We start from the raw sequence: 21,936 nt of genomic DNA, 5'->3' as shown, positions 1-21,936 counted from the left end.
TGCTATTCCGTGGCCAGCGACATCGCCGCGATCGCACGGGTGACCCGTTCGAGCACGACGTCCAGCGATTCGCCGATATGCGTGTGCAGCAGCCGATACGCCAGCGGAAGATCCTCGGCCAGAACGGCTTCGAGGATTCCGAGATGCTCGGCGATGGTGGTCTCGATCCGGTTGTTGACCATGAAGTCGTACATGCGCACGTGGCGGATGCGGGAGTTCACCGCTTTGAGCGCGCGCACCATCTCGGTGTTGCCCGCAGCGGTCAGCAGGGTGACGTGGAATTCCTCGTCGCGCACCACGAAGCCCGGTTCCTGTTCCGGCGGGTCGGCGCGCAGTTCCAGCCAGGCGGCTCGCTCGGCCTCCAGCAGCGCACGATCGTGGGTGACCGCGGGGTTGGTCATCGCGCGCTGAAGACCGCCCAGCTCCAGGGTGATTCGCAACTCGTACAGGTCGCGGATCAGCGGGATGCTCGGCCGGACGGGGCTGAACCCGTATTCTTCGCGTTGCAGCAGTCCGTCCGAGCACAGCACGGTCAGCGCCTCGCGGATCGGCGTGCGCGAGATGCCGAAGCGGGTGGAGAGTTTCGGCTCGGTGAGGCGCTCGCCGAACTTGATGTCCCCGTTCATGAGCTCGCCGCGCAGCTTCTCGTACACCACGTCGCGCAGGGGTTTGCCCGCCGCGTCGGCCAGGGTTGCTATCCGTGTCGACATGGCTGTATACGCTATTGACCTCGCATTTCGGCGGAGTGACCGCAAGTTATCGCCGCGTTAGCGTCTGCTCACCGCGTCGGTCGGCGGCTGTGTGGGTACTCGGGACGAAACGAAATCCCGCGCGGGCTCGACAGAGTCATCGAGTCGGTTGTCCATCAGCGAAGATCGAGGAGAAAAGATGAAGCGCAGCACGAAGTTCGCCGGAGTACTCGCCGCCGCCGCGATGGCGCCGCTCTTGGCAGCCGGTAGCGCCCAGGCCGACACCGGCACGGTCTACTTCTCGGCGGGCAGCACGAACTGCGCGATCTTCGCGAACGGCTCCGTCGGATGCGATTTCGGCTATCCCCAGCACCTGAGCTACTACGTCGGCGGCACCTACATCCCGGTGCCGGTGACGGTGAACGAAATCGTGATCGACCAGGCCTGGCTGCCCGCGCATCCCACCTTCGACCCGGCCACGTCGTACACCCTGCCGGGTGGCAATCCCAGCATCTACGACGTGAAAACCGGCTCCGGCCAGTGGGGCCCCATCATCGAGCATGCCGGAGCGACGTGCCAGGTCGGCTTCCACGGCAGCTTCACCTGCCAGGCGCTCGGCCGCGGATTCAGTTCCTACGGCGGCACGGTCACCGCCTGAGCGTCCGACCGGCGTGCTCGCCGACCGCGGGCGCGCCGGTCGTAGTCGCTCCTGCTACCGGCCGCTCGTGCCGTCGAGCCGGATGACCTGGGCGTTCACCGTGCTCGCCGCGGCACCGGCCAGATAGGCGACCACCGCGCCCGGCTCGGCCGGCCGCAACGAGGCGAGTGCGGTCTCGAGCTCCGCGTTGTCGGTCGTGCCCGCGCCGTAGCTGACCGTGTTGACGGTGATCCGCCGTGACGTGAAATCCGGGGCGACGGCCTGGCCGAGTTGCTCGACCGCGCCGCGCGTCGCGTCGTGCACCGCGCTGCCCGGGTCGGCGGGATCACAGACGTTGACGACCCGGCCTTCGTCGGCCAAGTGCTGCAAAGCCAGTTGCAGGCCGTGGAAGACGCCCTTCACCGTGGCCGCGAAATTGCTGTCGAACGCCTCGGAGCTGAGCTTCGGGAACGGTTCGGATTCCGGCACCGCGGCGGTGTTGACCAGCACATGCCACCCGCCGCCTTCCTCGAGCAGCGCCTGCACCAGCTCCTCGTATTCGTCGCGATCGGCGATGTCGGCCGCGAGCGCCAGCGCCGCGCCACCCGCCTCGGTGATCTCCTTGACCACCTCCGCGGCGGGCTCGGGGAAGTGCGGATGCTGCACCACGACCTTCGCTCCTTGCGCGGCAAGCGTTTTCGCGATCGACCTGCCTATTCCGGTGTAGGCCGCCGTGACCAGCGCGGTCTTCCCGGACAGTGGTCTGTCCGCGGGCACGCCATCGACGGGCTTGCTCATCTGCCGACCTTTCGTCGATTGCGGGGAATCGGTTCTAGGCATGATATTCCCGCATACGATCGGACCAACCTACGATCGGGCGCCGACCATGGTGTCGGGTTCATCGGCGATGGCGAGCAATGGCCGCGGTCCCGGAAGCGCGGAGTGAATGCCGAGGTCCGGTCGAGCGCACGCGTAGAAGCGGTCCCGCGCGTCCGATGCCCGGGCCAGCGCCTGGCGGATCGTCTCCACGGAGGCGTTCGCATCTCGATGCAGCACACGCAATTCCCAGACCTTCTGCTGCCACTCGCGTGCCGCCTCGACAGTGGGGCCGTCGGCGAGCAAGAGGATGGATTCCAGGAGGTCGGCACGTGCGTCCTCGGCTGCCGCGAGCAGTGGCCAGCCTTCCTCCATCGACAACGTCTCATGTCCTGGCCAGACGTCCGGATGCTGCGCGGCGGCCATTTTCACATGTAAGCGGACCTCGCGCTTGATCGCCGCCGCGAACGCGACGTAAGCCTCGCGACGCGCACTGTCCCATCGCGTCGCGTGACTCCGGTCCCATTGCAACCGGTCCTTGCGGACACTGAAGTAGTAGCCGATCCAGGCCGATGTCGCGCCCGTGACGATCGCGACCGCCGCACTGTAGAGGGCAAGCATGCGTCGAGCCTACGCAGAGTGTCTCGGCTCCCACGTCCGGGCAACGGAGAAGGCCCCTGACCATGCGTACTGGTCAGGGGCCTTCCCGTCGTCTCAACCACGAGTCGGGGTGACAGGATTTGAACCTGCGACCTCTTCGTCCCGAACGAAGCGCGCTACCAAGCTGCGCCACACCCCGTGAAGTGGACCTGGAGTAGCTTACAACAGGGGTGCCCGAGACGTTAAACCGGCAGGTCAGTCACCCTTCGAGGGGTCGGATGCTGGTGAAGATGCGCTTGGCGGTCTCGGCGTCGAGTGCGTGCGGGACACCCGTGTCGGCGGCGATCACCATGACGAAATTCCCCTGGTCGTTGGGGAAGGCGGCGGTGTAGATGGAGTAAGCCTTCGCGCAGCCGGGCTTGGCGTCGGAGACGGTGCCCTTGGTCTCCACGAACATGCCGTGTTGCGATCCGTCCAGCGATGCCAGCGGCATGGGCAGGCCGGCTGTGCCGCCGGTCGTTCCTTTGTAGGCGAGTGTGGCGGTTCTCGTGCCCAGTTCGGTGGCCGCCTTTCCCGGGTCGGCGGTGTTCGAGCCGGTCAGGAAGGCTACGGTCCGGGTCGAGCCGGGGCAGTAACCCTTGCCCTCGCTGGCCAAGCCCTTGCCCGCGACCGCGTTCGGTGGCTCGCCGAAGCCGCCGATCGTGCCCGGCGGCGCGACCGTCCAGTCGGCGGGCACGTCGTAGGCGGCGCCGCTGTCGGGCGCCCGGACGACCTGATAACCGGGGACGACCGGATTCTTGTCGCCGGAACCCCGTGCGGTGGTCGTCGGGGCGGATCTGGTCGTGGTCCGCGCGGGCGCGCCCGCTGTGGTCGTGCCGAGCGCGTTCACCATCGACGGCGCGGTCTGCTGCGCGGGATCGTTCGTCTTCATCCGGCTGAGGACCACCGCACCGGCCACGAGACCGGCTACCAGCAGCACCGCGAGTCCGACCGACAGGATGACCTTTCCGCTCCCGCCGGGCCTGTGCGGCGGCGGTCCGCCCGCCTGTGGACCGTAGCCCGGCTGGTGCCGGCTGTCCGGCGCGGTGCCGTACGGCCCGGACCCGCCGACCGGCTGCCACTGCGGGGTTTGCGCCGGTTGACCGAACCGATCGGCGCTCGGATAGCCGAGCAAGGTCGGCGCCGAATCGTTCTGCGCCGGTGTGGGACCCGGTCTCCCGCGACCGAAGGGGACGGGCTGGTCGAGCGCGCCGAGCGGTTGGCCGAGCATGGTCGGATCGTTGCGTCCGCCGGTACCGGGCTGGGCCTGTGGTGGCCACTGCCCGGGAGGTGTGTGTCCCAGAGACTGGGCCAGCATGGTGGGATCATCGCGGCCCGGCGACCCGGGTTGCGCGGGACGTCCCGGCGAGGGGGCGAGCATGGTCGGATCGTCCCGCGTGCCCGACGGCGAACCGCCGTCCGGGGACCAACCCAGCGCCGGGTCGCTCTGCCAGCCGGGTTGCCACTGAAGCGTTGGCGCCGGCTCTTGATACGGCTGCCACTGCGTGGCCGGGTCGGGCTGCCACCACTGGGACATCGCGCCGTTCTCGGTCGAGTCCGGAGGCTGCTGCCCAGGGGCCGGCCCGGAAGACCGGTCGCCCCGCTGCCACGGTGTGCCGGTAGGGCGTCCCGAGTCACCGGTTCGGCCCGGATGCGCTCCGCCGTGCGGTGGCCGAGCGCGGTCGTCATCGTCCGGCGGGGTAGGGACGGAACGCAACGCGCGGAAGGGTTGTTGCCGAGGAGTCGGCGGCCCGGCGGGCCCTCCCGGAGTAGTCGGGTCGCGCCGGTCGTCGAATCCACTCACAGTTGTCCCCTACCTGCCACACGTCTCGGCAGGGGACATTAGCGGGCGACGGCCTCCGATGCCGACACTCCGTGGCCCGTGTCGGCTCCCGGACGCTTCGGCGGCGCGGCCACCAGCGTCAACAGGGTCGCCTCGGGGCGGCAGCAGAATCGGTACGGCGCCCACGGCGAGGTGCCGACACCCGCGGAGACGTGCAACTGGGTGTGCGCCCCCCACTTCGACGGCCCTTTCACCCGGGATCGGTCGATCCCGCAGTTGGTGACCAGGGCGCCGTAGCCGGGCAGGCACAACTGGCCGCCGTGCGTGTGCCCGGCGAGGACCAAGTCGTACCCGTCCTCGGCGAAGCGGTCCAGCACACGGGGTTCGGGGGAGTGGGTGAGGCCGAGCCGCAGGTCGGCCAACGGGTTCGGAGCGCCGGCGACAGTGTCGTACCGGTCGCGCTGCAAGTGCGGATCGTCGACGCCTGCGGTGGCGATGCGGATGCCCGCCACTTCCAGGTCGCGGCGTACGTGCGTCAGATCGAGCCAGCCGCGTTCGGTGAAGGCGGCGCGCAGGTCCTTCCACGGCAGCGGGGCGCCGTAGGTGCGGCGGTGATCCTTCTTGAAGTACTTCAGCGGGTTCTTCGCCACCGGCGCGAAGTAGTCGTTGCTGCCGAAAACGAAAAGGCCCGGACGGGAGAGCAACCCGCCGAGGGCCTGGACTACCGCGGGCACCGACTTCTGGTGCGAGAGATTGTCGCCGGTGTTGATCACCAGATCGGGCTCGAGCCGGTCCAGTTCCCGCAGCCATTGCTGCTTGAGTTTCTGGCCCGGCATCATGTGCAGATCACTGATGTGGAGCACCCGCAGCGACGACGACCCCGGCGCCAGCACGGGCATGGTCGCTTCCCGTAGGACGAAGGCGTTGCGTTCGACCAGCGAGGCGTAGCCGATTCCGGCCACCGCGGCCCCGGCGGCTCCCAGCGCGGTCGTGCGTACAGCAGAGGTCGAGATCACGGGCATTTGCCCAGCATAGGTGACCTCGCGCAGGACCGCCGAGTGTGTTTCCGCACAGGCGCCCGTTTTTCCGGCGGGAAATCGGGCCGCGCGGCAAATGTAGTGGGACCGCCGTGCCCGAGCGGCTACCGTGAGCGGCATGTCGGAACTCAAATCGCAGCTGCGAGCGGACCTCACCGCCGCGATGAAAGCCAAGGACACGCTGCGCCTTTCCACGTTGCGGATGCTGCTGTCGGCGATCCAGAACGCCGAGGTCGCCGGCTCGCAGGCCCGTGAACTCACCGACGCCGAGGTGGTCTCCGTGCTGCAGAAGGAGTCGAAGAAGCGCAGCGAATCCGCCGAGGTCTACACGCAGGCCGGGCGCGGCGAACTGGCGGCGAACGAGCGCGCCGAGGCGCAGATCATCGAGGAGTACCTGCCGACCCAGCTCACCGACGCCGAGGTCGCCGATCTCGCCGACACCGCCATCGCGCAGGTCGCCGAGGAGATCGGCGAGCGTCCCGGCATGCGCCAGATGGGTCAGGTCATGAAGATCGCCACCGGGCTGGCCCAGGGCAAGGCCGACGGCTCGCGCATCTCGGCCGCGGTGAAGGCGCGGCTGTAGGACGGCGACGCGAAAGGGGCCGCGAACCGTACGGTTCGCGGCCCCTTTGCTTGCTCAGCGTGGGATCGGGATCGGGATGGGGATCGGTGGCAGCCGCGGCACGGGCAGCCCCGGGATGCCCGGCGGCGGCGGGGGCGGCCCCGGCGGCGGCGCGGCCCGGACGGTGCCGTCGCTGATGTACAGCGTGATCACCGAACCGGGGATCGCCGACCCGTTGGGCGCGGTGCCCATGACGGTCCCCTTGGGGCGATCGCCCGCCCCGGTCACCGGCGACACCTGGAAGCCCGCGGCGACCAGCGCCGCGGTGGCCTCACCCTGTGTCATGCCGACGACATCCGGTACCTGCGCGTTGTTCGCGCCGCGCACGTACTTGTTGTCCAGCGGGGGCAACACGGGCGGCGGGAACAGCGGTATCACCGGTTTGATCGCGTTGAACCAGGTGCGCGCGGGTTCGTTACCGCCGAACAGGTTGCCGTCGCCGCAGTTGCGCAGCGGGAACGAGCAGATCTCACCCGGGGTGGGGCTGTCGCCGTAGGCGTAGACGGCGGCGGCCAGCGCGTTCGTGAAACCGAGGAAGGCCGAGGAGCGGTGGCTCTCGGTGGTACCGGTCTTGCCCGACATCGGATAGTTCCAGCCCACCGACTGGGCCGCGCCCGCCGCCGTGCCGGAAGTGTCGTCCTTGCTCATGGCGTTGGCCAGGGTGTTGGCCAGGCCGGGCTCGACGACCTGTTCGCAGGCCTGCTGGGTCAGCGGCACCTGCTTGCCCTGGCGGTCGACGACCTCCTTGATCGGGTTCGGCGGGCACCACCGGCCGCCGGAGCCCAATGTCGCCGCGACGTTGGACAGCTCGAGGGGATTGATCGCGACCGGCCCCAGGGTGAACGAGCCGAGGTTCTGTTCCTTGATCATGTCGGCCAGGCTCTGGTTGCCGTGACCGGAGGTGCCCGCCTCGGTGAACGAGCGCATGCCGAGCCGCACCGCCATGTCGACGGTCGGGGTGACGCCGACGGCCTGGATCAGCTTGACGAACGCGGTGTTCGGCGAGGTCGCCAGCGCCTCGGTCACCGACATGGGCGACTTGTACCGGCCCGCGTTCTCCACGCAGTAGGTGGCGGGCGGGCATCCGCGGGCGCCGCCGTTACCCATGCCCTTCGCCTCGAACCGGCCGGGCACGTCGAGCTGGGCGTCGATGCCGAGCCCCTTCTCCATGGCCGCCGCGGTGGTGAAGATCTTGAAGATCGACCCCGCGCCGTCGCCGACCATGGAGTACGGCTGCGGTTGCACGGTCTCGTTCGCGTCCCGGTTCAGGCCGTAGGTGCGGCTGCTCGCCATCGCGAGCACCGGGTGGGTGTCCTGACCAGGCCCCACCACGGACATGACTTCCGCGATGTTGTCCAGGTTCGGGTTCGCCGCGTCGGTCACCGCGCGCTTCACCGAGTCCTGCACGGCCGGATCGAGGGTGGTCTTGATCAGGTAGCCGCCCTTCTCGATCTGTTCGCGGCTGATCCCGGCGTTGGCCAGGTACTGCAGCGCGTAGTCGCAGAAGAAGCCGCGGTCGTTGGCCGCGATGCAGCCGCGCGGCAAGCCCTTGGGCTCCGGCAGCACGCCCAGCGGCTTGGTCTTCGCCTCGCGGAACTCGTCGGCGCGGCTGGGGATGTTCTGGATCATGGTGTCCAGCACCGTGTTGCGCCTGGCCAGCACGCCGTCGGGATTGGTGTAGGGGTTCAGCTTGGATGAGCTCTGCACCATGCCCGCGAGCATCGCGGCCTGCGAGACGTTCAGATCGGCCGCGTCGACGCCGAAGTAGGTCTTCGCCGCGTCCTGGATGCCGTAGGACGAGTTACCGAACGGGACGAGGTTGAGGTACCTGGTGAGGATCTCGTCCTTGGTCAGCTCGCGGTCCAGCGTCAGCGCCATCCGGATCTCCCGGATCTTGCGGGCCGGAGTGGTCTCGATGGCGGCGCGGCGCTCGGCGTCGGTCTTGGCGACCACGAGCAGCTGGAAGTTCTTCACGTACTGCTGGTCCAGGGTCGAGGCGCCCTGCTGGACCTCGCCGCTGGCGGAGTTGGTGAGAAACGCGCGTAGCGTGCCCTGCCAGTCGACGCCCTCGTGCTCGGCGAAGCGGCGGTCCTCGATGGACACGATCGCCAGTTTCATGTCGTTGGAGATCCGGTCGCTCGGAACCTCGAATCGGCGCTGCTCGTACAGCCAGGCGATCGGATTGCCCGCCGCGTCGACCATGGTCGACACCGCGGGCACCGTTCCCTCGACCAGCTCCGAGGAGACGTTGTCGACGGCGTCGGCGGCGCGGTTGGAGACGAACCCGAAGCCGCCGGCGAGCGGGAACAACAACCCGGCGACGAGCACGGAGGCAAGCACGCAGCTACCGGCCAGCCGCGCGAGCGTATGTGTGATCGGCACGAATCAAGACTACGGGTTGCCATTCCGGCGTTCTTGGCGGCATTTGTCCGAAGCGCGGAACTGGTTGTTCACGAGCCGGAATGGGCGTGTCGCGCGATCGCGCACGGCGTGTCGCAAGAGGGCCCGCACGCAATCTGCCTGCCCGTCCAGTGCGCGCCGGGCTTTGCATGGACGGACGTACCAAAAAATCTCGAGGTGGTCTTGCGCAAGCGCCATACCTTTACCTAGATTGAGAACCCAGTGTGATAGAGCTAACACTCAAAGTGGAATGTGGTGCACTTCGCAGCGGGGTTTGGGTGCTGCGTGGTGACAACGCGATTCTGGAGCGCCGTTGACCCGGTGTTCGGACTGCAAAGGGGCACACCAAATGCACATGACAACCCCCATCGCTCGATTGGACGTGGAGCAGGCCGAAGCGAGGATCGCCTGGGTAGCCCAGGCCCGATGCAAGGAAGTGGATCCCGATCAGTTGTTCGTCCGCGGCGCGGCGCAGCGCAAAGCGGCGACGATCTGCAGGCACTGCCCGGTGCTCATGCAGTGTGGTGCCGACGCGCTGGACAATCGCGTCGAGTTCGGTGTGTGGGGCGGCATGACGGAACGGCAGCGTCGCGCCCTGTTGAAGCAGCATCCGGAAGTGACCTCGTGGGCCGATTTCTTCCAGGCCCAGCGCCAGCATCAGGTGGCGATGTAGGCCCGGCGACGTCGAAACAGAGCCCGCGCAAGCGGGCTCAGTTTCGTTTCAGGACTGTTATTTCCGTCCGACCAATAGCGGATACGCCTAAGTATCAGGCGGTCGCGCGTGCCGTGCCGGTCAGCTGATCGCCGACGGCGCGCAGCGCGTCGAGGTCGGACACTTCGAACGGAAGCGCGGTGACCGACACGATCGGCACCCGCGGATGCGCGCCGGTGAACCGGTGCAGCAGATGCTGTTCGCGCTTGTCGGTGGCGACCCGCCGGGCGTGCACCCGCAACACCGCCGCGGTGAGCGGATCGGAGTCCGCCACCTGGTCGGCGGCGGTGAGCGCGTGATCGGCGGGCAGGGAGCTCAGCACGGGGTGGGTGCGGTTGAGCACCAGCCCCGCCAGCGGCATGCGCTCGGTGGAGAGGCGGTCGACGAAGAACGAGGCCTCGCGCAGCGCGTCCGGTTCCGGCGCGGCCACCACGATGAAGTGCGTGCCCGGCTTCGACAGCATCGCGAAGGTCCGCTCGGCCCGTTCCTGGAAGCCTCCGAACAGCGACTCCAAGGATTGCAGGAAGTTCGACGCGTCCTTGAGCATCTGGCCACCGACGACGGTGGACACACCGCGCACCGCCAGGCTCATCGCGCCGGTCACGAGCCGGGTCACGCCGCGGCCCGGAGCCATGATCACCCGGATCATCCGGCCGTTGAGGAAGTTGCCGAGTCGTTTGGGAGCGTCCAGGAAGTCGAGGGCGTTGCGCGACGGCGGGGTGTCGACCACGATCAGGTCCCATTCGCCGCGCTGGGCCAGCTGGCCCAGCTTCTCCATCGCCATGTATTCCTGGGTGCCGCCGAAGGACGAGGCGACCGTCTGATAGAAGGGGTTGGCGAAGATCTGCGCCGCCTTCTCCCCGCTGGTGTGCTCGAGCACCATGTCGTCGAACGTGCGGCGCATGTTGAGCATCATCGCGTGCAGTTCGCCTTTGGCTTCCGGGCCCAGCGCCACCCGCTGCGGGTTGTTGCCGAGGTCGGCGACGCCCAGTGACTGAGCCAGCCTGCGCGCCGGGTCGATGGTGAGCACCACGACCTTGCGCCCCTGTTCGGCGGCGCGCAACGCGATGGCGGCGGCGGTGGTCGTCTTGCCGACGCCGCCGGAGCCGCAGCAGACCACCACCCGCGCGGATGGGTCGGCGATGATCCCCGAGATGTCCAGGGGGGCAGCTAGGGGATGGGCCGGCGTGCTCATGCCCGCGCCTCGCTCGGCTCCGACAGGACCACGGGCGTGGCTGTGTCGATGGTTCGCTCGCTCATCGGACTCCCTGTGCGGTGAGGTGTTCGGCTAGTTCGTACAGCCCGCCCAGGTCCATCCCGTCGGGAAGGGCGGGCAGGTAGAGCCGGGAGATGTCGACCTTCGCCAGTTCCTCGGCGCTGTCGTCCTGTGCTTGCAGAGTGGCGGAGTGCTCGATCGTTTCGGTGAGCAGCCCCTGGAAGTCGCTGTCGGGGAGGCTGATCCCCGCGGCGTCCAGGCCGGCGCGGATGGCGTCGGCGTCCAGATCACCCTGAGCGGCCCTGGCGCGCAGCTCGGGCGGGAGCTGGCCCTCGGTCGCCCGGTTCACGATGACGGTGCCGATGCGCAGGTCCGCGGCCGTGAGTTCGGCGACGGCGTCGGCCGTCTCCTGCACCGGCAGCGCCTCCAGCAGCGTGACCAGGTGAATCATGGTCTGGTCGGAGTGCAGCAGCTGCGAGACACCCTCGGCCTGCGAGGCGATCGGCCCGCCCTTGGCCACCTCGGCCATTGCCTTGGTGACGTCGAGAAAGCCCGCGATCCGGCCGGTGGGCGGTGCGTCGACCACGATCTCGTCGTAGACGCGCTTACCGGACTTGTCCACCCGGACCGCGCACTCCTTGATCTTGCCGGTCAGGATGACGTCGCGCAGACCGGGCGCGATCGTGGTGACGAACTCGATCGCGCCCATCCTGCGCATCGCGCGGCCCGCGAAGCCGAGGTTGTAGAACATGTCGAGGTATTCGAGGAAGGCGTGCTCGATGTCCAGCGCCAGCGCGACCACCTCGCCGCCGCCGTCCGCGGTGGCGATCCGTGTCTCGGTCGGCGGCAGCGGCGGCAGATCGAACAGTTGCGCGATCGATTGCCTGCTCTCCACCTCGACCAACAGCACCCGTCGCCCGCCCGCGGCAAGGGCGAGCGCCAGCGCTGCGGCAACCGTCGACTTGCCCGTGCCGCCCTTACCGGAGACGTAGTGCAAACGGGCCTGTTCAGCGCGCTTCGGCCACCTTGCGCCCATTCCGGGCTCCTCCGAAAGCGGCACTGCAGTTGGTACTCCCACGATCGCGAGCCTATAACTGGTTCGCCGCCGCCGGGCACAGGCCGTACCAGACGGGCTGATCCCCAAGCGGTTCCCGACCCCCGCCACGAGTTGCGAGCCCACCCGCCGAAGCCCCCGATCACCGTGCGAAATCAGCAACCGAACCACGGATTCGGCGGGGGTGATACGTGGGCGGCAGCCAGTGATCAATCCGACGCCGCCGAGCCGGGCGAGACCGACCGTGCTCGTTCGCGGTGCGGTCGAATTCGCCCGACTGCCGCGCCTGCGGAGGCCTGGGCAACGGTTGGTCCGCCAGGGCGAAACGATCTTCGCTCCTCGCAGCGCGCCTCGGACACCGCACGGCCGCCGTGTCCGGATGACACCGAGGGATGCGCCCGCCGACCCCGAGGGAAACCGCGAAACCTCCGACAGCGCGATTTCCTCCCATGCGCCCAGTGCACCGCACCACCGTCTCGAGCGAAACGAGCCCGAACCCCTGCGCCTACGCGCGGAAGAGCGGACCCAGTCACCGTCGGAGGTGAACACCAGGGCGAGCGCTCACCGCCTGCGTGCTGAGCGCCCGCCACCCCGGGTTTCGGGTGAAGCGTGCCTGGTTCTGCGCCGGCGCGCCGATAGAGCCGGACCCGGTCACTCCGTGAGGCAAACGCCAGGGCGAGTGCTCACCGCCGACGTGCCCAGCGCACCCTGACCACAGGTTTCGAGCGAAGCGAGACCGAGCCTGTTCCGTTCGCGGCTCGGCTCGCGTTCGAGCGGCCGCCGCGTACGCGACGAAGGAGCAAGCGGCGGTCGCTCGAACGCGAGCCACAAAGGGGCCGCGAACACGCAGCGCCGAAGGCGCTGCAAATCAGACACAGCTACGCTCACCACATGAGTGACACGACCTTGTGGGAGTACGCGACCGTGCCGCTGCTGACGCATGCGACGAAGCAGATTCTCGATCAGTGGGGAGCCGACGGCTGGGAGCTGGTCACCGTGCTGCCCGGTCCGACCGGTGAGCAGCACGTCGCCTATCTCAAGCGGCCCAAGTAGCGAAGGAGGGTGACGCAGTGACCCAGTGGGAGAAGAACCTCGCCGAGCTCGGAATCACCCTGCCCCCGGTCGCGGCCCCGGTCGCGGCCTATATTCCCGCGATCCGCACGGGGTCGCTCGTCTACACCTCCGGTCAGCTGCCGTTCGTGAACGGCGAGCTGTCCGCGGTCGGCAAGGTCGGCGCGGAGGTTTCGGTGGAGGCGGCCAAGGAAGCCGCCCGGTTGTGCGCGCTGAACGCGCTGGCCGCGGTGCACGACCTGGTCGGGCTGTCCGCGGTGGTGCGGATCGTGAAGGTGGTTGGATTCGTCGCCTCGGCACCGGGATTCGGCGACCAGCCGGTGGTGATCAACGGGGCGTCGGAGTTCCTCGGTCAGGTGTTCGGTGACGCGGGCAAGCACGCGCGCTCGGCTGTCGGCGTGTCCGAGCTTCCGCGCAACACTCCGGTCGAGGTCGAACTGATCGCCGAGGTGCGCTAGACCGGAACTGTCGGCTCCGTTCCTACCCGAGGTTTTGCGATGACGTTGACACACCCCGCCTACGGGCAACTGCGGCAGGTCACCGAGACGGCGGCGGTGCTGCTGGCCGCCAATCCGGGCCAGATGACCTTGGAGGGAACCAACACCTGGATCCTGCGCGCGCCGGGGCGGTCGGACTGCGTGGTGATCGACCCGGGCCCGGAGGACGAGTCGCACAGCGCCGCGATCGCGGAGGCCACCGGCGGCCGGGTCGCTCTCACCCTGATCACCCACCACCATCACGACCACACCGGCGGCATCGACCGACTGGTCGAACTGACCGGGACAACGGTGCGCGCCAAGGACTCCCGCTTCTTGCGCGGCTCGGCCGCCGCCTTCGCCGACGGCGAGGTGATCGAGGCTGCCGGACTGCGGATCACCGCGCTCGAGACGCCGGGCCACACCGGTGACTCGGTGAGTTTCGTCCTCGACGACGCGGTGCTGACCGGCGACACCATCCTCGGCGCGGGCACCACCGTGCTCGGCCCGGGCGACGGCGCGCTGGCCGATTATCTGTCCTCGTTGGACCGGCTGGTCGAAGCGGGCAAGGGCAAGGCCCTGCTGCCCGCGCACGGCCCGGACCATCCGGATCTCGAGCCGGTGGCTCGGTATTACATCGCGCACCGGCACGAGCGTCTCGATCAGGTGCGGGAGGCGCTGCGGATACTCGGGTCGGACGCGGACGCGATGGCGGTCGTCCGGCGCGTGTACGCGGATGTGGACGAGCGGCTGTGGCCCGCGGCGCGCAGTTCGGTGCAGGCGCAGCTGGACTACCTGCGCGTGCACGGCTAGCCGGAACGACGAGAACGCCGGGTTCAGTGGAGCGCTGAACCCGGCGTTCTCGTCGTAGAAGTGTTACCGGGCGCGGCGGGCCAAGCGCTCGGAGTCGGAGATGAGCACGCTCTTGCCCTCCAGCCGCAGCCAGCCGCGATGCGCGAAGTCGGCGAGCGCCTTGTTCACGGTCTCGCGGGAGGCGCCGACCAGCTGGGCGATCTCCTCCTGGGTCAGGTCGTGGGTGACCCGCAGCGCGCCCGCTTCCTGCGTGCCGAAGCGCTGTGCGAGCTGCAGCAGAGCCTTGGCGACGCGGCCCGGCACGTCGGTGAAGATCAGGTCGGCCAGGTTGTTGTTGGTCCGGCGCAGGCGGCGGGCGAGGACGCGGAGCAGTTGCTCGGCGATCTCGGGCCGCTGATCGATCCAGCCCTTCAGTGCGTCGCGGTCCATCGTCACCGCGCGCACCTCGGTCACCGTGGTCGCGGTGGAGGTGCGCGGACCGGGGTCGAAGATGGACAGCTCGCCGAACATGTCGGACGGGCCCATGATGGTCAGCAGATTCTCGCGCCCATCGGGCGAACGGCGTCCGATCTTCACCTTGCCTGACGTGATGATGTACAGCCGGTCACCCGGCTCACCCTCGTTGAAGATGACATGACCGCGCGGGAAATCCACCGGCTGAAGTTGCTTGGCGAGGGCGGCCACCGCAGTGGGCTCGACGCCCTGGAAGATGCCTGCTCTGGCGAGGGCCTCGTCCACGAATGTGCTCCTTAGGGAAATGGCTCTGTACCGGACCGAAGCGACTCGGCCAACAGCGCAGTCTACGCGGCGTCACTACAGCGTAGTGACGGACACCACGTAACGAGTGGATTGCGCGACACTCGCGCCGGATCAGCTCGCGCGGGCCACATCCATCTCATCGCCGCGGGAGCGGCGCTTGCGCATCCGGGCAACGGCGGCGGGCAGACCGAGCTTCGTCAGCTCCTTCACCTCGGCGTTGCTTGCCTTGTCCAGGTACTGCTGAACCTCTTCGTCGGGTTCGAGAAGTTTGCGGAGCCGGTTCTCGACCCGCTCCATGCCCAGTGCGAACAGCATCAGCACCACTGGGAAGAGCACCACAGCGAGTCCTTGCATGACGAGCAGTAAACACCGTCGAGGTCTCAGATGGAACACGGCAACTGAACTGGAAGGGCAACGTTGTCCGGCGGTTCCGTATGGTGGACGCGTGCGTGTCTCCCCCTCCACCGCCTCCGGGAACGGGCTTGCGCCCGGCTCCGAGCCCGCAGGAACGCCGCCGGTCGCCGCCGCGGCTCCGAAACGGAAAACAAGGGCGCGACAGGCGGAAACCCGGCTCGGGCTGGTGCGCCGCGCGCGCCGGATGAACCGGGAACTGGCGACCGCCTTCCCCGACGCGCACTGTGAGCTGGATTTCACCACGCCGCTCGAATTGGCGGTCGCGACAATACTTTCTGCGCAATGCACCGACGAGCGCGTGAACCTCACCACGCCCGCGCTGTTCGCCCGCTACCCGGACGCGCGTGCATATGCCGAGGCAAATCGGGCGGAGCTGGAGGAATACATCCGGCCGACCGGATTCTTCCGAAACAAAACCTCCTCTTTGATCGGACTCGGCCAGGCGTTGCTGGAACGTCACGACGGTGAATTGCCTCACACCCTGTCCGAACTGGTCCAGCTTCCCGGCATCGGGCGCAAGACCGCCAATGTCATCCTCGGGAACGCGTTCGGGGTGCCTGGCATCACGGTCGACACCCACTTCGGCCGCCTGGTGCGCCGCTGGGGATGGACCGAGGAAGAGGACCCGGTCAAGGTCGAGCACATCGTCGGCGCGCTGATCGAGCGCAAGGAATGGACGATGCTCTCGCACCGGGTGATCTTTCACGGGCGACGCGTCTGCCATTCCCGCAAGCCTGCGTGCGGCGCGTGCGTTCTGGCCAAGGACTGTCCGTCGTTCGGGATCGGGCCGACCGATCCGGAAGCCGCGGCCAAGCTGGTGAAGGGGCCGGAGCGGGAGCATCTGCTCGAGCTGGTGGGCCGGTGAGTTCGGAGCCCTCGGGCCGAAGGAGAGCGGGACATGCGTGGCGCTGGGCGCTTGCCGGTCTGATCGTGGTGGTCGCGCTTGCGGTCGCGGTGTGGCCGCGCGGCGGGGACGACCGGACGCAGGAGCAACACCCCGCTTCCGTAGCCTCCGGCGTCTCCGCCGACCTGCGCGCCGCGGCCCATCTGCCCGACTGCCCGAGCGGCGCGGCCTCCGGTAGCGGCCCGTTGTCCGGGATGACGCTGAGCTGTCTCGCCGACGGCAGGCCGGTCGACCTGGCCGCCGCGCTGGCGGGCAAGCCCGCCCTGCTGAACCTCTGGGCCTATTGGTGCGCACCGTGCGCCGAGGAGTTGCCGTATTTGCAGCAATACGCCCAACGCGCCGGAAACGCGATTACGGTGCTGACCGTGCACAGCGACCCTGATGAGGCCAAGGCACTGTCCCGTCTGCGCGGACTGGACGTTCGATTGCCCGGCGTGCTCGACGCCGACGCGCGAGTGCGCACCGCCGTCGGCGCCCCCGCGGTGCTGCCGATCTCGGTGCTGGTGCGGGCCGACGGCTCGATCGCCGGCGTCGAGGTGCGCGCTTTCGACGGGGTGGATGACATCGCGAATACCGTCGCGGGCAAGCTCGGAGTAGCCGCGTGACGATGCGGGTGGACGAATCGATGGTGGAGGTGACGGTGCGGGCGTGCACGCGGGTCGGTGGGCGAATGCGCGGGGGAGGTGTGCGATGACCATCGAAATGCCCCCCGGCATCCCGGAATGGCTGACCCGCTCGGCCGAACCCGCCCCCGACAGCGCCGACACCCTGACCAGGGCGCGTGCGCTGCGCCGCGCCATGACCGTGACCTCGAAGCCGCGCCAAGCGGCGGTGCTGGTGCTGTTCGGCGGCTCGCCGGAGCCGGACCCGGACGCGCCGGGCGGACTGCCCGCCGACGCGGAGGTGCTGCTCACCCAGCGCGCCTCGACCCTGCGCCAGCATCGCGGTCAGGTGGCCTTCCCCGGTGGCGCGGCGGACCCGGGCGATGCCGGGCCGATCGATACCGCGCTGCGGGAGGCGTGCGAGGAGACCGGGCTCGACCGTTCCGGCGTGGAACCGTTCGCGGTGCTGCCGAAGCTGTTCGTGCCGCCGTCCCGATTCGACGTGACGCCGGTGCTCGCGTATTGGCGCACGCCGGGCGCGGTGGGGGTGGTCGACCAGAGCGAGACCGAGCGGGTGGTGCGCGTTCCGCTCGCGCAGCTGCTGGATCCGGCCAACCGCTTCTTGGTCCGCAGTCCGCTCGGTTATCAGAGCCCGGCGTTTCAGGTGGACGGGATGCTGGTCTGGGGCCTGACCGGCGGCATCATCGCCGGGATCAGCAAGGCCTCCGGCTGGGATCGCGAGTGGGACCACGATGACGTCCGTGATCTGGAGACCGCACTCGCCGCCGTAGGAATGACGTTATGAGCTCATCGGCCTGGCTCGACATCGCCGTCGTGCTGCTGGCCCTGCTCGCCGCCTCGTCGGGGTGGCGGCAGGGCGCGGTGGCGTCCGCGCTCGCCTTCCTCGGCGTGGTGCTCGGCGCGGTCGCGGGCATCCTGATCGCGCCGCACATCCTGGTGCACGTCGACGAGGGCCGCACCAGGGTGCTCACCGGCGTGCTGCTGATCGTGGTGCTGGTGATCGTCGGTGAGGTCGCGGGCATGGTGCTCGGGCGCGCCGCGCGCAGCGGCATGCGTCATCCGTTCACCCGCAGCGTGGACAGCGTGGTCGGCGCGGTGCTGCAGGCGGTCGCCGTGCTGGTCACCGCCTGGTTGCTGGCGTTGCCGCTCGCCACGTCGTCGCAGCCGGCCATCGCCACGGCGATCAACGGCTCACGGGTGCTCGCCGACGTCAACGACGTCGCGCCGAACTGGCTGCGCAAGCTGCCCAACGAATTCTCCAAACTGCTCAACACCTCCGGTCTGCCGGATGTGATCGGACCGTTCGGGCGGGCGCCGATCGCCGCCGTCGAACCACCCGATCCGAGCGTGCTGGCCAGCCCGGTCGCGGCCTCGCTGCAGCAGAGTGTGCTGCGCATCCGCGGTGTCGCGCCGAGTTGCCAGCGGGCGCTGGAGGGTTCGGGCTTCGTGATCGCCCCGGAGCGCGTGATGACCAACGCCCACGTCGTCGCGGGCACCACCAGTGTCGACGTGGACACCGCCTACGGCTCGCTGCCCGCGTCGGTGGTGCTGTTCGATCCGTTCACGGATGTCGCGGTGCTCTCGGTGCCCGGCCTCACCGCTCCGGTCGTGCCCCAGGCGCCGTCACCCGCTCGTACCGGCGACAGCGCTATCGTGCTCGGCTATCCGGGTGGTGGCCGGTACACCGCCAGCGCGGCCCGGATTCGCGAGACTCTGGACCTGACCGGACCGAATATCTATCGCGACGGAACGGTGAAGCGGGAGGTGTACACCGTCCGCGGCCTGGTGCAGGCGGGCAATTCCGGTGGGCCGCTGGTGGATACCGAAGGGCAGGTGCTGGGGGTCGTCTTCGGCGCCGCGGTGACCGACAACGACACCGGTTATGTGCTGACGCTCAACGAGATCCGCTCCGAACTCGACGCTTCGCAGCGTTCCGACGGTCCGGTGGCCACCGGAGCGTGCGTGCTGAGCTGATCGGCGGTGCTCAGCGCGACGGCAGGCCGTACCACTGGAATGGTGCGGTGGCGTCGCGCTGATACCGCGTAACTCCTTCGGCGGCAGTGAGACTGCAAGCGACCGGCGAACGCGGGGATCGCTGCGACCCCGGCCGTGAACCCAGCGGCCGGGAGTGCATCGCGAAGGGGTTCAGCCGAGGAGTTCGGCCAGTCGCTTGGTCACGGCGTCCGGGTTCTCCTGGTGGGCGAAGTGCCCGGCCGCCGGGATGCCCACCAGCCGCCGTTCCGGCGAAAGGTGCGGGTCGCGACGGAAAGTTCCCGGCAGCACATACGGGTCCAATTCGCCGCGCATGGCCAGGACCGGGATGCGGACGGGTTCACGCATGGTCGCCATGAACCGGCGGCCGTCCGGACGCCACTGGCTGCGGAAGGCCCAGCGCTGGTACTCCAGCGCGCAGTGCGCGGCGCCGGGGATCCGGATCGCCGACCGCATCCGCTGGGCGGTGTCGATGAATTCTTCGGTGCCCGCCCATCCCGCGCTCACCCGCTGGCGCAGCAGCCGTTCCACTTCGAAGCCGTCGTCGGTGGTCAGCAAGTGCTCGCCGTACCGGGGCAGCTGGTAGCGAAGGAAGTTCGGCAGCCAGGCCGCGCGCTGGCGGCGGTTGCGCAGCACGGCGCTCTTGAGCGCGGACGGATGCGGCGAGCCGACCAGCGCGATCGAGCGGACCAGCCGCGGATGCAGCACCGCCGTGGTCCAGCAGACCAGCCCGCCTTCGGCGTGCCCGGCCAGCGTCGCCTCGGTGTAGCCGAGCGCCCGGATCAGCCCGGCGACGTCACCGGCGAGCGTCCAGCCGTCGTATCCGCGCGGCGGCTTGTCGCTGTCGCCGTAGCCGCGCAGGTCGACGGCCACGGCGCGGTAGCCGAGTTCGGCCAGGCCGGTGAGCTGGTGCCGCCAGGACCACCAGAAGTCCGCGAAGCCGTGCAGCAACACGACCAGCGGAGCATCGGACCGCTCCGGCGCCGCGTCGACGACGTGGAATCGGATGCCGTTGGCGTGCACGTCCCGATGCGTCCACGGTCCGTCGTAACGGACGCTGGACGGATCCGGAAGCAAGTTCGCCGACACGCCGATGGAGCCTAGTAGCCGCCGTACCGGCTCGCGAACGCGCGCCTACGAAGTCCGCTTCTCCAGCGCGAGGCGGTCGTCGTGCGCGGCGGCGCCGAGGCCGTGCGGCAGCACCGTGCGCGCCTGCTTGAGCGAATCGATCGTCTTCTCCGGCGCGCGCAGTTTCTTCACCCTGCGGTAGCCGAGGAACGCCAGCACCGCGGTGGCCACGACCATCAGCAGGAAGACGATCAGGAAGGCCGCCCAGCGCGCCAGCCACACATCGAGCAGTTCGCCGAGGAAGAAGAAAAAGAAGAACGTGCTGAACAGCAGCACGGTGAGCGCGAGGATGAAGTAGACGCTGCCCTGCAGGCCCTTCTTGATCTCGCCGGTGACCTCGGCCTTGGCCAGTTCGACCTCGGCGCGGACCAGGGTCGACATCTGCTCGGCGGCGTCGCGCACCAGCGTCCCGAAACTGGCGTTGCCGAGCGGATCGGCATCCGTGAGGGGAATGGAGGTGACGGTCCGACCGCCCTGCGCGTCGCTCCCGTTACCGCCGTGGTTGAAACTCACTTGGTCGACCCTTCTCCCTGTCCCGGCACTGCTTCAACTCCCGTTCGATCGGCGGTGCTCCCGGTGCCCTCCGTGGTCACGCAGGCTACCGCCTCCGGGCGGATCGCTCGCGCCGCCGTCTTGTTCACGTTGTAGCGCACGGGCGTCCCGCCGAGCCTGGTGGACACGCCCACGCCGCAACAGTAGCGCCGAACCGGCGAGCGACGCCGCCATTGATGTCACCAACACGGCGGCCTTCGCCAACTCGACGGCCGACTCGCCCGCGACATCGGTGAGCGCGAGTTCCGCCACGAGAAGGCTAACCGTGAACCCGATCGCGCCCAGCACCGAGAGGGCGAACATGTCCCGCCAGCCGAGACCGCTGGGGCGCGTCGCGACGCCAGAGCGGATTGCCAGCCAACTGATCCCGAAGATCCCCAGTGGCTTGCCCACCAGCAGGCCCAGCATGACCGCCAGCGCGAGCCGATCGGTGAACAGATCGCCGAAAACCGTGGGATTGAACGGGACCCCCGCGGCGAACAGGGCGAACAGCGGAACGCACAATCCGGCCGACACCGGTTGGAAGATGTGCTCGAGCCGGGTGGCGGGCGCTTCGGGTTCCCCGGAATCCGGACGCACCCGGGTGAGCAGGCCGAGCGCGACGCCGGCCAAGGTGGGGTGGATACCGGCCTCGTGCAGCGCGTACCAGGACACCAGCGCCAGCGGTACATAGAGCAACGGTGTGCGGATGCGGGCGCGTTGCCCTGACGCCCACCCCGCGAAGCATCCTGCGGCGACCAGCAGCCACAGCAGCGACACCGTGGTGGTGAACAGCACCGCGATCAGGATGATCGCCATCAGGTCGTCGACCACGGCGAGGCTGAGCAGGAACACCCGCGCGCCCGCCGGGATGCGGGAACCGGTCAGCGCGAGCACGGCGAGCGCGAACGCGATGTCGGTGGCGACCGGGATGGCCCAGCCGCGCTCCATGCCGGGTATCCCGAACCCGACCACCGCCGCGATCAGCGCGGGAGTCAGCACGCCACCGACCGCGGCGACCACCGGAAGCGCGGCGCGTCTGCGGTCGGCGAGTTCGCCGACGACCAGTTCGCGTTTGAGTTCCAGCCCGGCGACGAAGAAGAACACCGCGAGCAGACCGTCCTCGGTCCACTCGGCCAGGGTCAGGTCCAAGTGCAGCGGCGGTATGGCGAGGACCGTCTCGGTGACCGTCAGATAACTGGCACCCCAGGGCGAGTTCACCCACAGCAACGCGATCGCCGCCGCGATCAGAAGCAGTGCGCCGCCGAAGGTTTCCGTGCGGAGGTAACGGGACAGTTCCGAGCGCACTTGCGTGATCACGGGAAACCTTTCGGCCGGTGGTCGGGCGGACGCGGAGGCGGCACCCCACCGGAGTCGGCTGAACGGGTGCGCGACCGCTCGCCGACCAGACTTCCCGGCACACCTTAGGCAATCTTAACGGCCGCGGCCGGTGACGGATCCCGCCACCGGCCGCGTTCAGTGCTGTGCGGTCAGTTCTTGCCCGCTCGGATCGATTCGAAGACGCTCGGGTCGACGAGGGTGGAGGTGTCGCCGAGTTCGCGTCCTTCGGCGACGTCGCGTAGGAGGCGGCGCATGATTTTGCCGCTGCGGGTTTTGGGG

The 21,936-nt window shown here is 68.9% G+C and carries 23 protein-coding genes and 1 tRNA gene; 10 read left to right on the top strand and 14 right to left on the bottom strand.

The features are described from left to right. Positions 1-2: 2 nt before the first annotated feature. Complete coding sequence (locus ACH49X_RS07610) at positions 3-710, bottom strand: GntR family transcriptional regulator (RefSeq protein ID WP_357206987.1); 708 nt, start codon at positions 708-710, stop codon at positions 3-5. A 178-nt stretch (positions 711-888) separates the two neighbouring features. Between ACH49X_RS07610 and ACH49X_RS07605 the strand changes: the two genes are divergently transcribed. Next, complete coding sequence (locus ACH49X_RS07605; RefSeq protein WP_195079837.1) at positions 889-1,347, top strand: hypothetical protein; 459 nt, start codon at positions 889-891, stop codon at positions 1,345-1,347. A 54-nt stretch (positions 1,348-1,401) separates the two neighbouring features. On the opposite strand, the gene ACH49X_RS07600 is transcribed toward ACH49X_RS07605, so the two are convergent. The 5 genes from ACH49X_RS07600 to ACH49X_RS07580 all read right to left on the bottom strand — a co-directional run bounded on the left by ACH49X_RS07600 (position 1,402) and on the right by ACH49X_RS07580 (position 5,586). Beyond that, positions 1,402-2,124, bottom strand: a complete 723-nt coding sequence (locus ACH49X_RS07600) for an SDR family NAD(P)-dependent oxidoreductase (protein WP_357108534.1) — start codon at positions 2,122-2,124, stop codon at positions 1,402-1,404. Positions 2,125-2,193: 69 nt separating this feature from the next. Then, positions 2,194-2,763, bottom strand: a complete 570-nt coding sequence (locus tag ACH49X_RS07595; RefSeq protein WP_195079839.1) for a hypothetical protein — start codon at positions 2,761-2,763, stop codon at positions 2,194-2,196. 104 nt (positions 2,764-2,867) lie between these two features. Beyond that, positions 2,868-2,941, bottom strand: a tRNA-Pro gene (locus ACH49X_RS07590). A 60-nt stretch (positions 2,942-3,001) separates the two neighbouring features. Beyond that, positions 3,002-4,099, bottom strand: coding sequence for a hypothetical protein (locus ACH49X_RS07585; RefSeq protein WP_357206985.1), 1,098 nt, complete (start codon positions 4,097-4,099; stop codon positions 3,002-3,004). A 524-nt stretch (positions 4,100-4,623) separates the two neighbouring features. Beyond that, positions 4,624-5,586, bottom strand: a complete 963-nt coding sequence (locus ACH49X_RS07580; RefSeq protein ID WP_357108483.1) for a metallophosphoesterase — start codon at positions 5,584-5,586, stop codon at positions 4,624-4,626. A 133-nt stretch (positions 5,587-5,719) separates the two neighbouring features. Between ACH49X_RS07580 and ACH49X_RS07575 the strand changes: the two genes are divergently transcribed. Then, positions 5,720-6,184: a GatB/YqeY domain-containing protein gene (locus tag ACH49X_RS07575; RefSeq protein ID WP_195079842.1), complete on the top strand. Its 465-nt coding sequence runs from the start codon at positions 5,720-5,722 to the stop codon at positions 6,182-6,184. 54 nt (positions 6,185-6,238) lie between these two features. Here ACH49X_RS07575 and ACH49X_RS07570 read toward each other — a convergent pair whose 3' ends face one another. After that, the gene (locus ACH49X_RS07570) at positions 6,239-8,605 is read right to left on the bottom strand and encodes a penicillin-binding protein (protein WP_195079843.1); all 2,367 of its coding nucleotides are present in this window, start codon (positions 8,603-8,605) and stop codon (positions 6,239-6,241) included. A 367-nt stretch (positions 8,606-8,972) separates the two neighbouring features. On the opposite strand from ACH49X_RS07570, the gene ACH49X_RS07565 reads away from it, so the two are divergent. Then, positions 8,973-9,296 (top strand): WhiB family transcriptional regulator, encoded by a 324-nt coding sequence (locus ACH49X_RS07565; protein ID WP_014981178.1) that lies wholly within the window; start codon positions 8,973-8,975, stop codon positions 9,294-9,296. A gap of 94 nt (positions 9,297-9,390) precedes the next feature. Here the strand turns inward: ACH49X_RS07565 and ACH49X_RS07560 are convergent, their stop codons facing one another. Then, positions 9,391-10,530 (bottom strand): ArsA family ATPase, encoded by a 1,140-nt coding sequence (locus tag ACH49X_RS07560; protein ID WP_195079844.1) that lies wholly within the window; start codon positions 10,528-10,530, stop codon positions 9,391-9,393. A gap of 61 nt (positions 10,531-10,591) precedes the next feature. After that, on the bottom strand, positions 10,592-11,587 hold the full coding sequence (locus ACH49X_RS07555) for an ArsA family ATPase (RefSeq protein WP_195079845.1): 996 nt from the start codon (positions 11,585-11,587) through the stop codon (positions 10,592-10,594). 909 nt (positions 11,588-12,496) lie between these two features. Here ACH49X_RS07555 and ACH49X_RS07550 point away from each other — a divergent pair. From ACH49X_RS07550 to ACH49X_RS07540, 3 genes are read left to right on the top strand one after another with little or no spacing between them, the layout of a single operon-like run. Further along, on the top strand, positions 12,497-12,658 hold the full coding sequence (locus ACH49X_RS07550; protein ID WP_085994820.1) for a DUF4177 domain-containing protein: 162 nt from the start codon (positions 12,497-12,499) through the stop codon (positions 12,656-12,658). Positions 12,659-12,675: 17 nt separating this feature from the next. Then, positions 12,676-13,134 carry a RidA family protein gene (locus ACH49X_RS07545; protein ID WP_195079846.1) on the top strand — a complete coding sequence of 153 codons (459 nt, stop codon included), beginning with the start codon at positions 12,676-12,678 and terminating at the stop codon, positions 13,132-13,134. A 39-nt stretch (positions 13,135-13,173) separates the two neighbouring features. After that, on the top strand, positions 13,174-13,965 hold the full coding sequence (locus ACH49X_RS07540; RefSeq protein ID WP_195079847.1) for an MBL fold metallo-hydrolase: 792 nt from the start codon (positions 13,174-13,176) through the stop codon (positions 13,963-13,965). A gap of 63 nt (positions 13,966-14,028) precedes the next feature. Here ACH49X_RS07540 and ACH49X_RS07535 read toward each other — a convergent pair whose 3' ends face one another. Beyond that, positions 14,029-14,703: a Crp/Fnr family transcriptional regulator gene (locus tag ACH49X_RS07535; RefSeq protein ID WP_067799618.1), complete on the bottom strand. Its 675-nt coding sequence runs from the start codon at positions 14,701-14,703 to the stop codon at positions 14,029-14,031. Positions 14,704-14,835: 132 nt separating this feature from the next. Further along, positions 14,836-15,063: a hypothetical protein gene (locus ACH49X_RS07530; protein WP_084486060.1), complete on the bottom strand. Its 228-nt coding sequence runs from the start codon at positions 15,061-15,063 to the stop codon at positions 14,836-14,838. A gap of 238 nt (positions 15,064-15,301) precedes the next feature. On the opposite strand from ACH49X_RS07530, the gene nth reads away from it, so the two are divergent. From nth to ACH49X_RS07510, 4 genes are all read left to right on the top strand, one after another. After that, positions 15,302-16,003 carry an endonuclease III gene (gene nth / locus ACH49X_RS07525; protein WP_323124482.1) on the top strand — a complete coding sequence of 234 codons (702 nt, stop codon included), beginning with the start codon at positions 15,302-15,304 and terminating at the stop codon, positions 16,001-16,003. Next, on the top strand, positions 16,000-16,647 hold the full coding sequence (locus tag ACH49X_RS07520; protein ID WP_357113162.1) for a TlpA disulfide reductase family protein: 648 nt from the start codon (positions 16,000-16,002) through the stop codon (positions 16,645-16,647). The genes nth and ACH49X_RS07520 overlap by 4 nt, the downstream gene beginning before the upstream one ends. Positions 16,648-16,732: 85 nt before the next feature. After that, positions 16,733-17,449, top strand: a complete 717-nt coding sequence (locus ACH49X_RS07515) for a CoA pyrophosphatase (protein WP_195079849.1) — start codon at positions 16,733-16,735, stop codon at positions 17,447-17,449. Further along, positions 17,446-18,639 (top strand): MarP family serine protease, encoded by a 1,194-nt coding sequence (locus ACH49X_RS07510; RefSeq protein WP_067799611.1) that lies wholly within the window; start codon positions 17,446-17,448, stop codon positions 18,637-18,639. Before ACH49X_RS07515 ends, ACH49X_RS07510 begins: the two co-directional genes overlap by 4 nt. Before the next feature lie 171 nt (positions 18,640-18,810). On the opposite strand, the gene ACH49X_RS07505 is transcribed toward ACH49X_RS07510, so the two are convergent. The 3 genes from ACH49X_RS07505 to nhaA are packed head-to-tail and all read right to left on the bottom strand — an operon-like array spanning position 18,811 to position 21,633. After that, positions 18,811-19,746: an alpha/beta fold hydrolase gene (locus tag ACH49X_RS07505; RefSeq protein ID WP_195079850.1), complete on the bottom strand. Its 936-nt coding sequence runs from the start codon at positions 19,744-19,746 to the stop codon at positions 18,811-18,813. Between the two features lie 45 nt (positions 19,747-19,791). Next, on the bottom strand, positions 19,792-20,298 hold the full coding sequence (locus ACH49X_RS07500) for a phage holin family protein (protein ID WP_195079851.1): 507 nt from the start codon (positions 20,296-20,298) through the stop codon (positions 19,792-19,794). Positions 20,299-20,331: 33 nt separating this feature from the next. Then, the gene (nhaA, locus tag ACH49X_RS07495; protein ID WP_357207138.1) at positions 20,332-21,633 is read right to left on the bottom strand and encodes a Na+/H+ antiporter NhaA; all 1,302 of its coding nucleotides are present in this window, start codon (positions 21,631-21,633) and stop codon (positions 20,332-20,334) included. Between the last annotated feature and the right edge of the window lie 303 nt (positions 21,634-21,936).

The organism is Nocardia sp. NPDC019323 (assembly GCF_044389845.1).
GTDB classification, from domain to species: domain Bacteria; phylum Actinomycetota; class Actinomycetes; order Mycobacteriales; family Mycobacteriaceae; genus Nocardia; species Nocardia implantans.
This window is presented reverse-complemented; position numbering and strand designations above follow the sequence as displayed.

Bases quoted from the DNA above. Each gene is read 5' to 3' on its own strand.
- ACH49X_RS07610 (WP_357206987.1), bottom strand. From the start codon at position 710: ATGTCGACACGGATAGCAACCCTGGCCGACGCGGCGGGCAAACCCCTG.
- ACH49X_RS07605 (WP_195079837.1), top strand. From the start codon at position 889: ATGAAGCGCAGCACGAAGTTCGCCGGAGTACTCGCCGCCGCCGCGATG.
- ACH49X_RS07600 (WP_357108534.1), bottom strand. From the start codon at position 2,124: ATGAGCAAGCCCGTCGATGGCGTGCCCGCGGACAGACCACTGTCCGGG.
- ACH49X_RS07595 (WP_195079839.1), bottom strand. From the start codon at position 2,763: ATGCTTGCCCTCTACAGTGCGGCGGTCGCGATCGTCACGGGCGCGACA.
- ACH49X_RS07585 (WP_357206985.1), bottom strand. From the start codon at position 4,099: ATGCTGGCCCAGTCTCTGGGACACACACCTCCCGGGCAGTGGCCACCA.
- ACH49X_RS07580 (WP_357108483.1), bottom strand. From the start codon at position 5,586: ATGCCCGTGATCTCGACCTCTGCTGTACGCACGACCGCGCTGGGAGCC.
- ACH49X_RS07575 (WP_195079842.1), top strand. From the start codon at position 5,720: ATGTCGGAACTCAAATCGCAGCTGCGAGCGGACCTCACCGCCGCGATG.
- ACH49X_RS07565 (WP_014981178.1), top strand. From the start codon at position 8,973: ATGCACATGACAACCCCCATCGCTCGATTGGACGTGGAGCAGGCCGAA.
- ACH49X_RS07560 (WP_195079844.1), bottom strand. From the start codon at position 10,530: ATGAGCACGCCGGCCCATCCCCTAGCTGCCCCCCTGGACATCTCGGGG.
- ACH49X_RS07555 (WP_195079845.1), bottom strand. From the start codon at position 11,587: ATGGGCGCAAGGTGGCCGAAGCGCGCTGAACAGGCCCGTTTGCACTAC.
- ACH49X_RS07550 (WP_085994820.1), top strand. From the start codon at position 12,497: ATGAGTGACACGACCTTGTGGGAGTACGCGACCGTGCCGCTGCTGACG.
- ACH49X_RS07540 (WP_195079847.1), top strand. From the start codon at position 13,174: ATGACGTTGACACACCCCGCCTACGGGCAACTGCGGCAGGTCACCGAG.
- ACH49X_RS07515 (WP_195079849.1), top strand. From the start codon at position 16,733: ATGACCATCGAAATGCCCCCCGGCATCCCGGAATGGCTGACCCGCTCG.
- ACH49X_RS07510 (WP_067799611.1), top strand. From the start codon at position 17,446: ATGAGCTCATCGGCCTGGCTCGACATCGCCGTCGTGCTGCTGGCCCTG.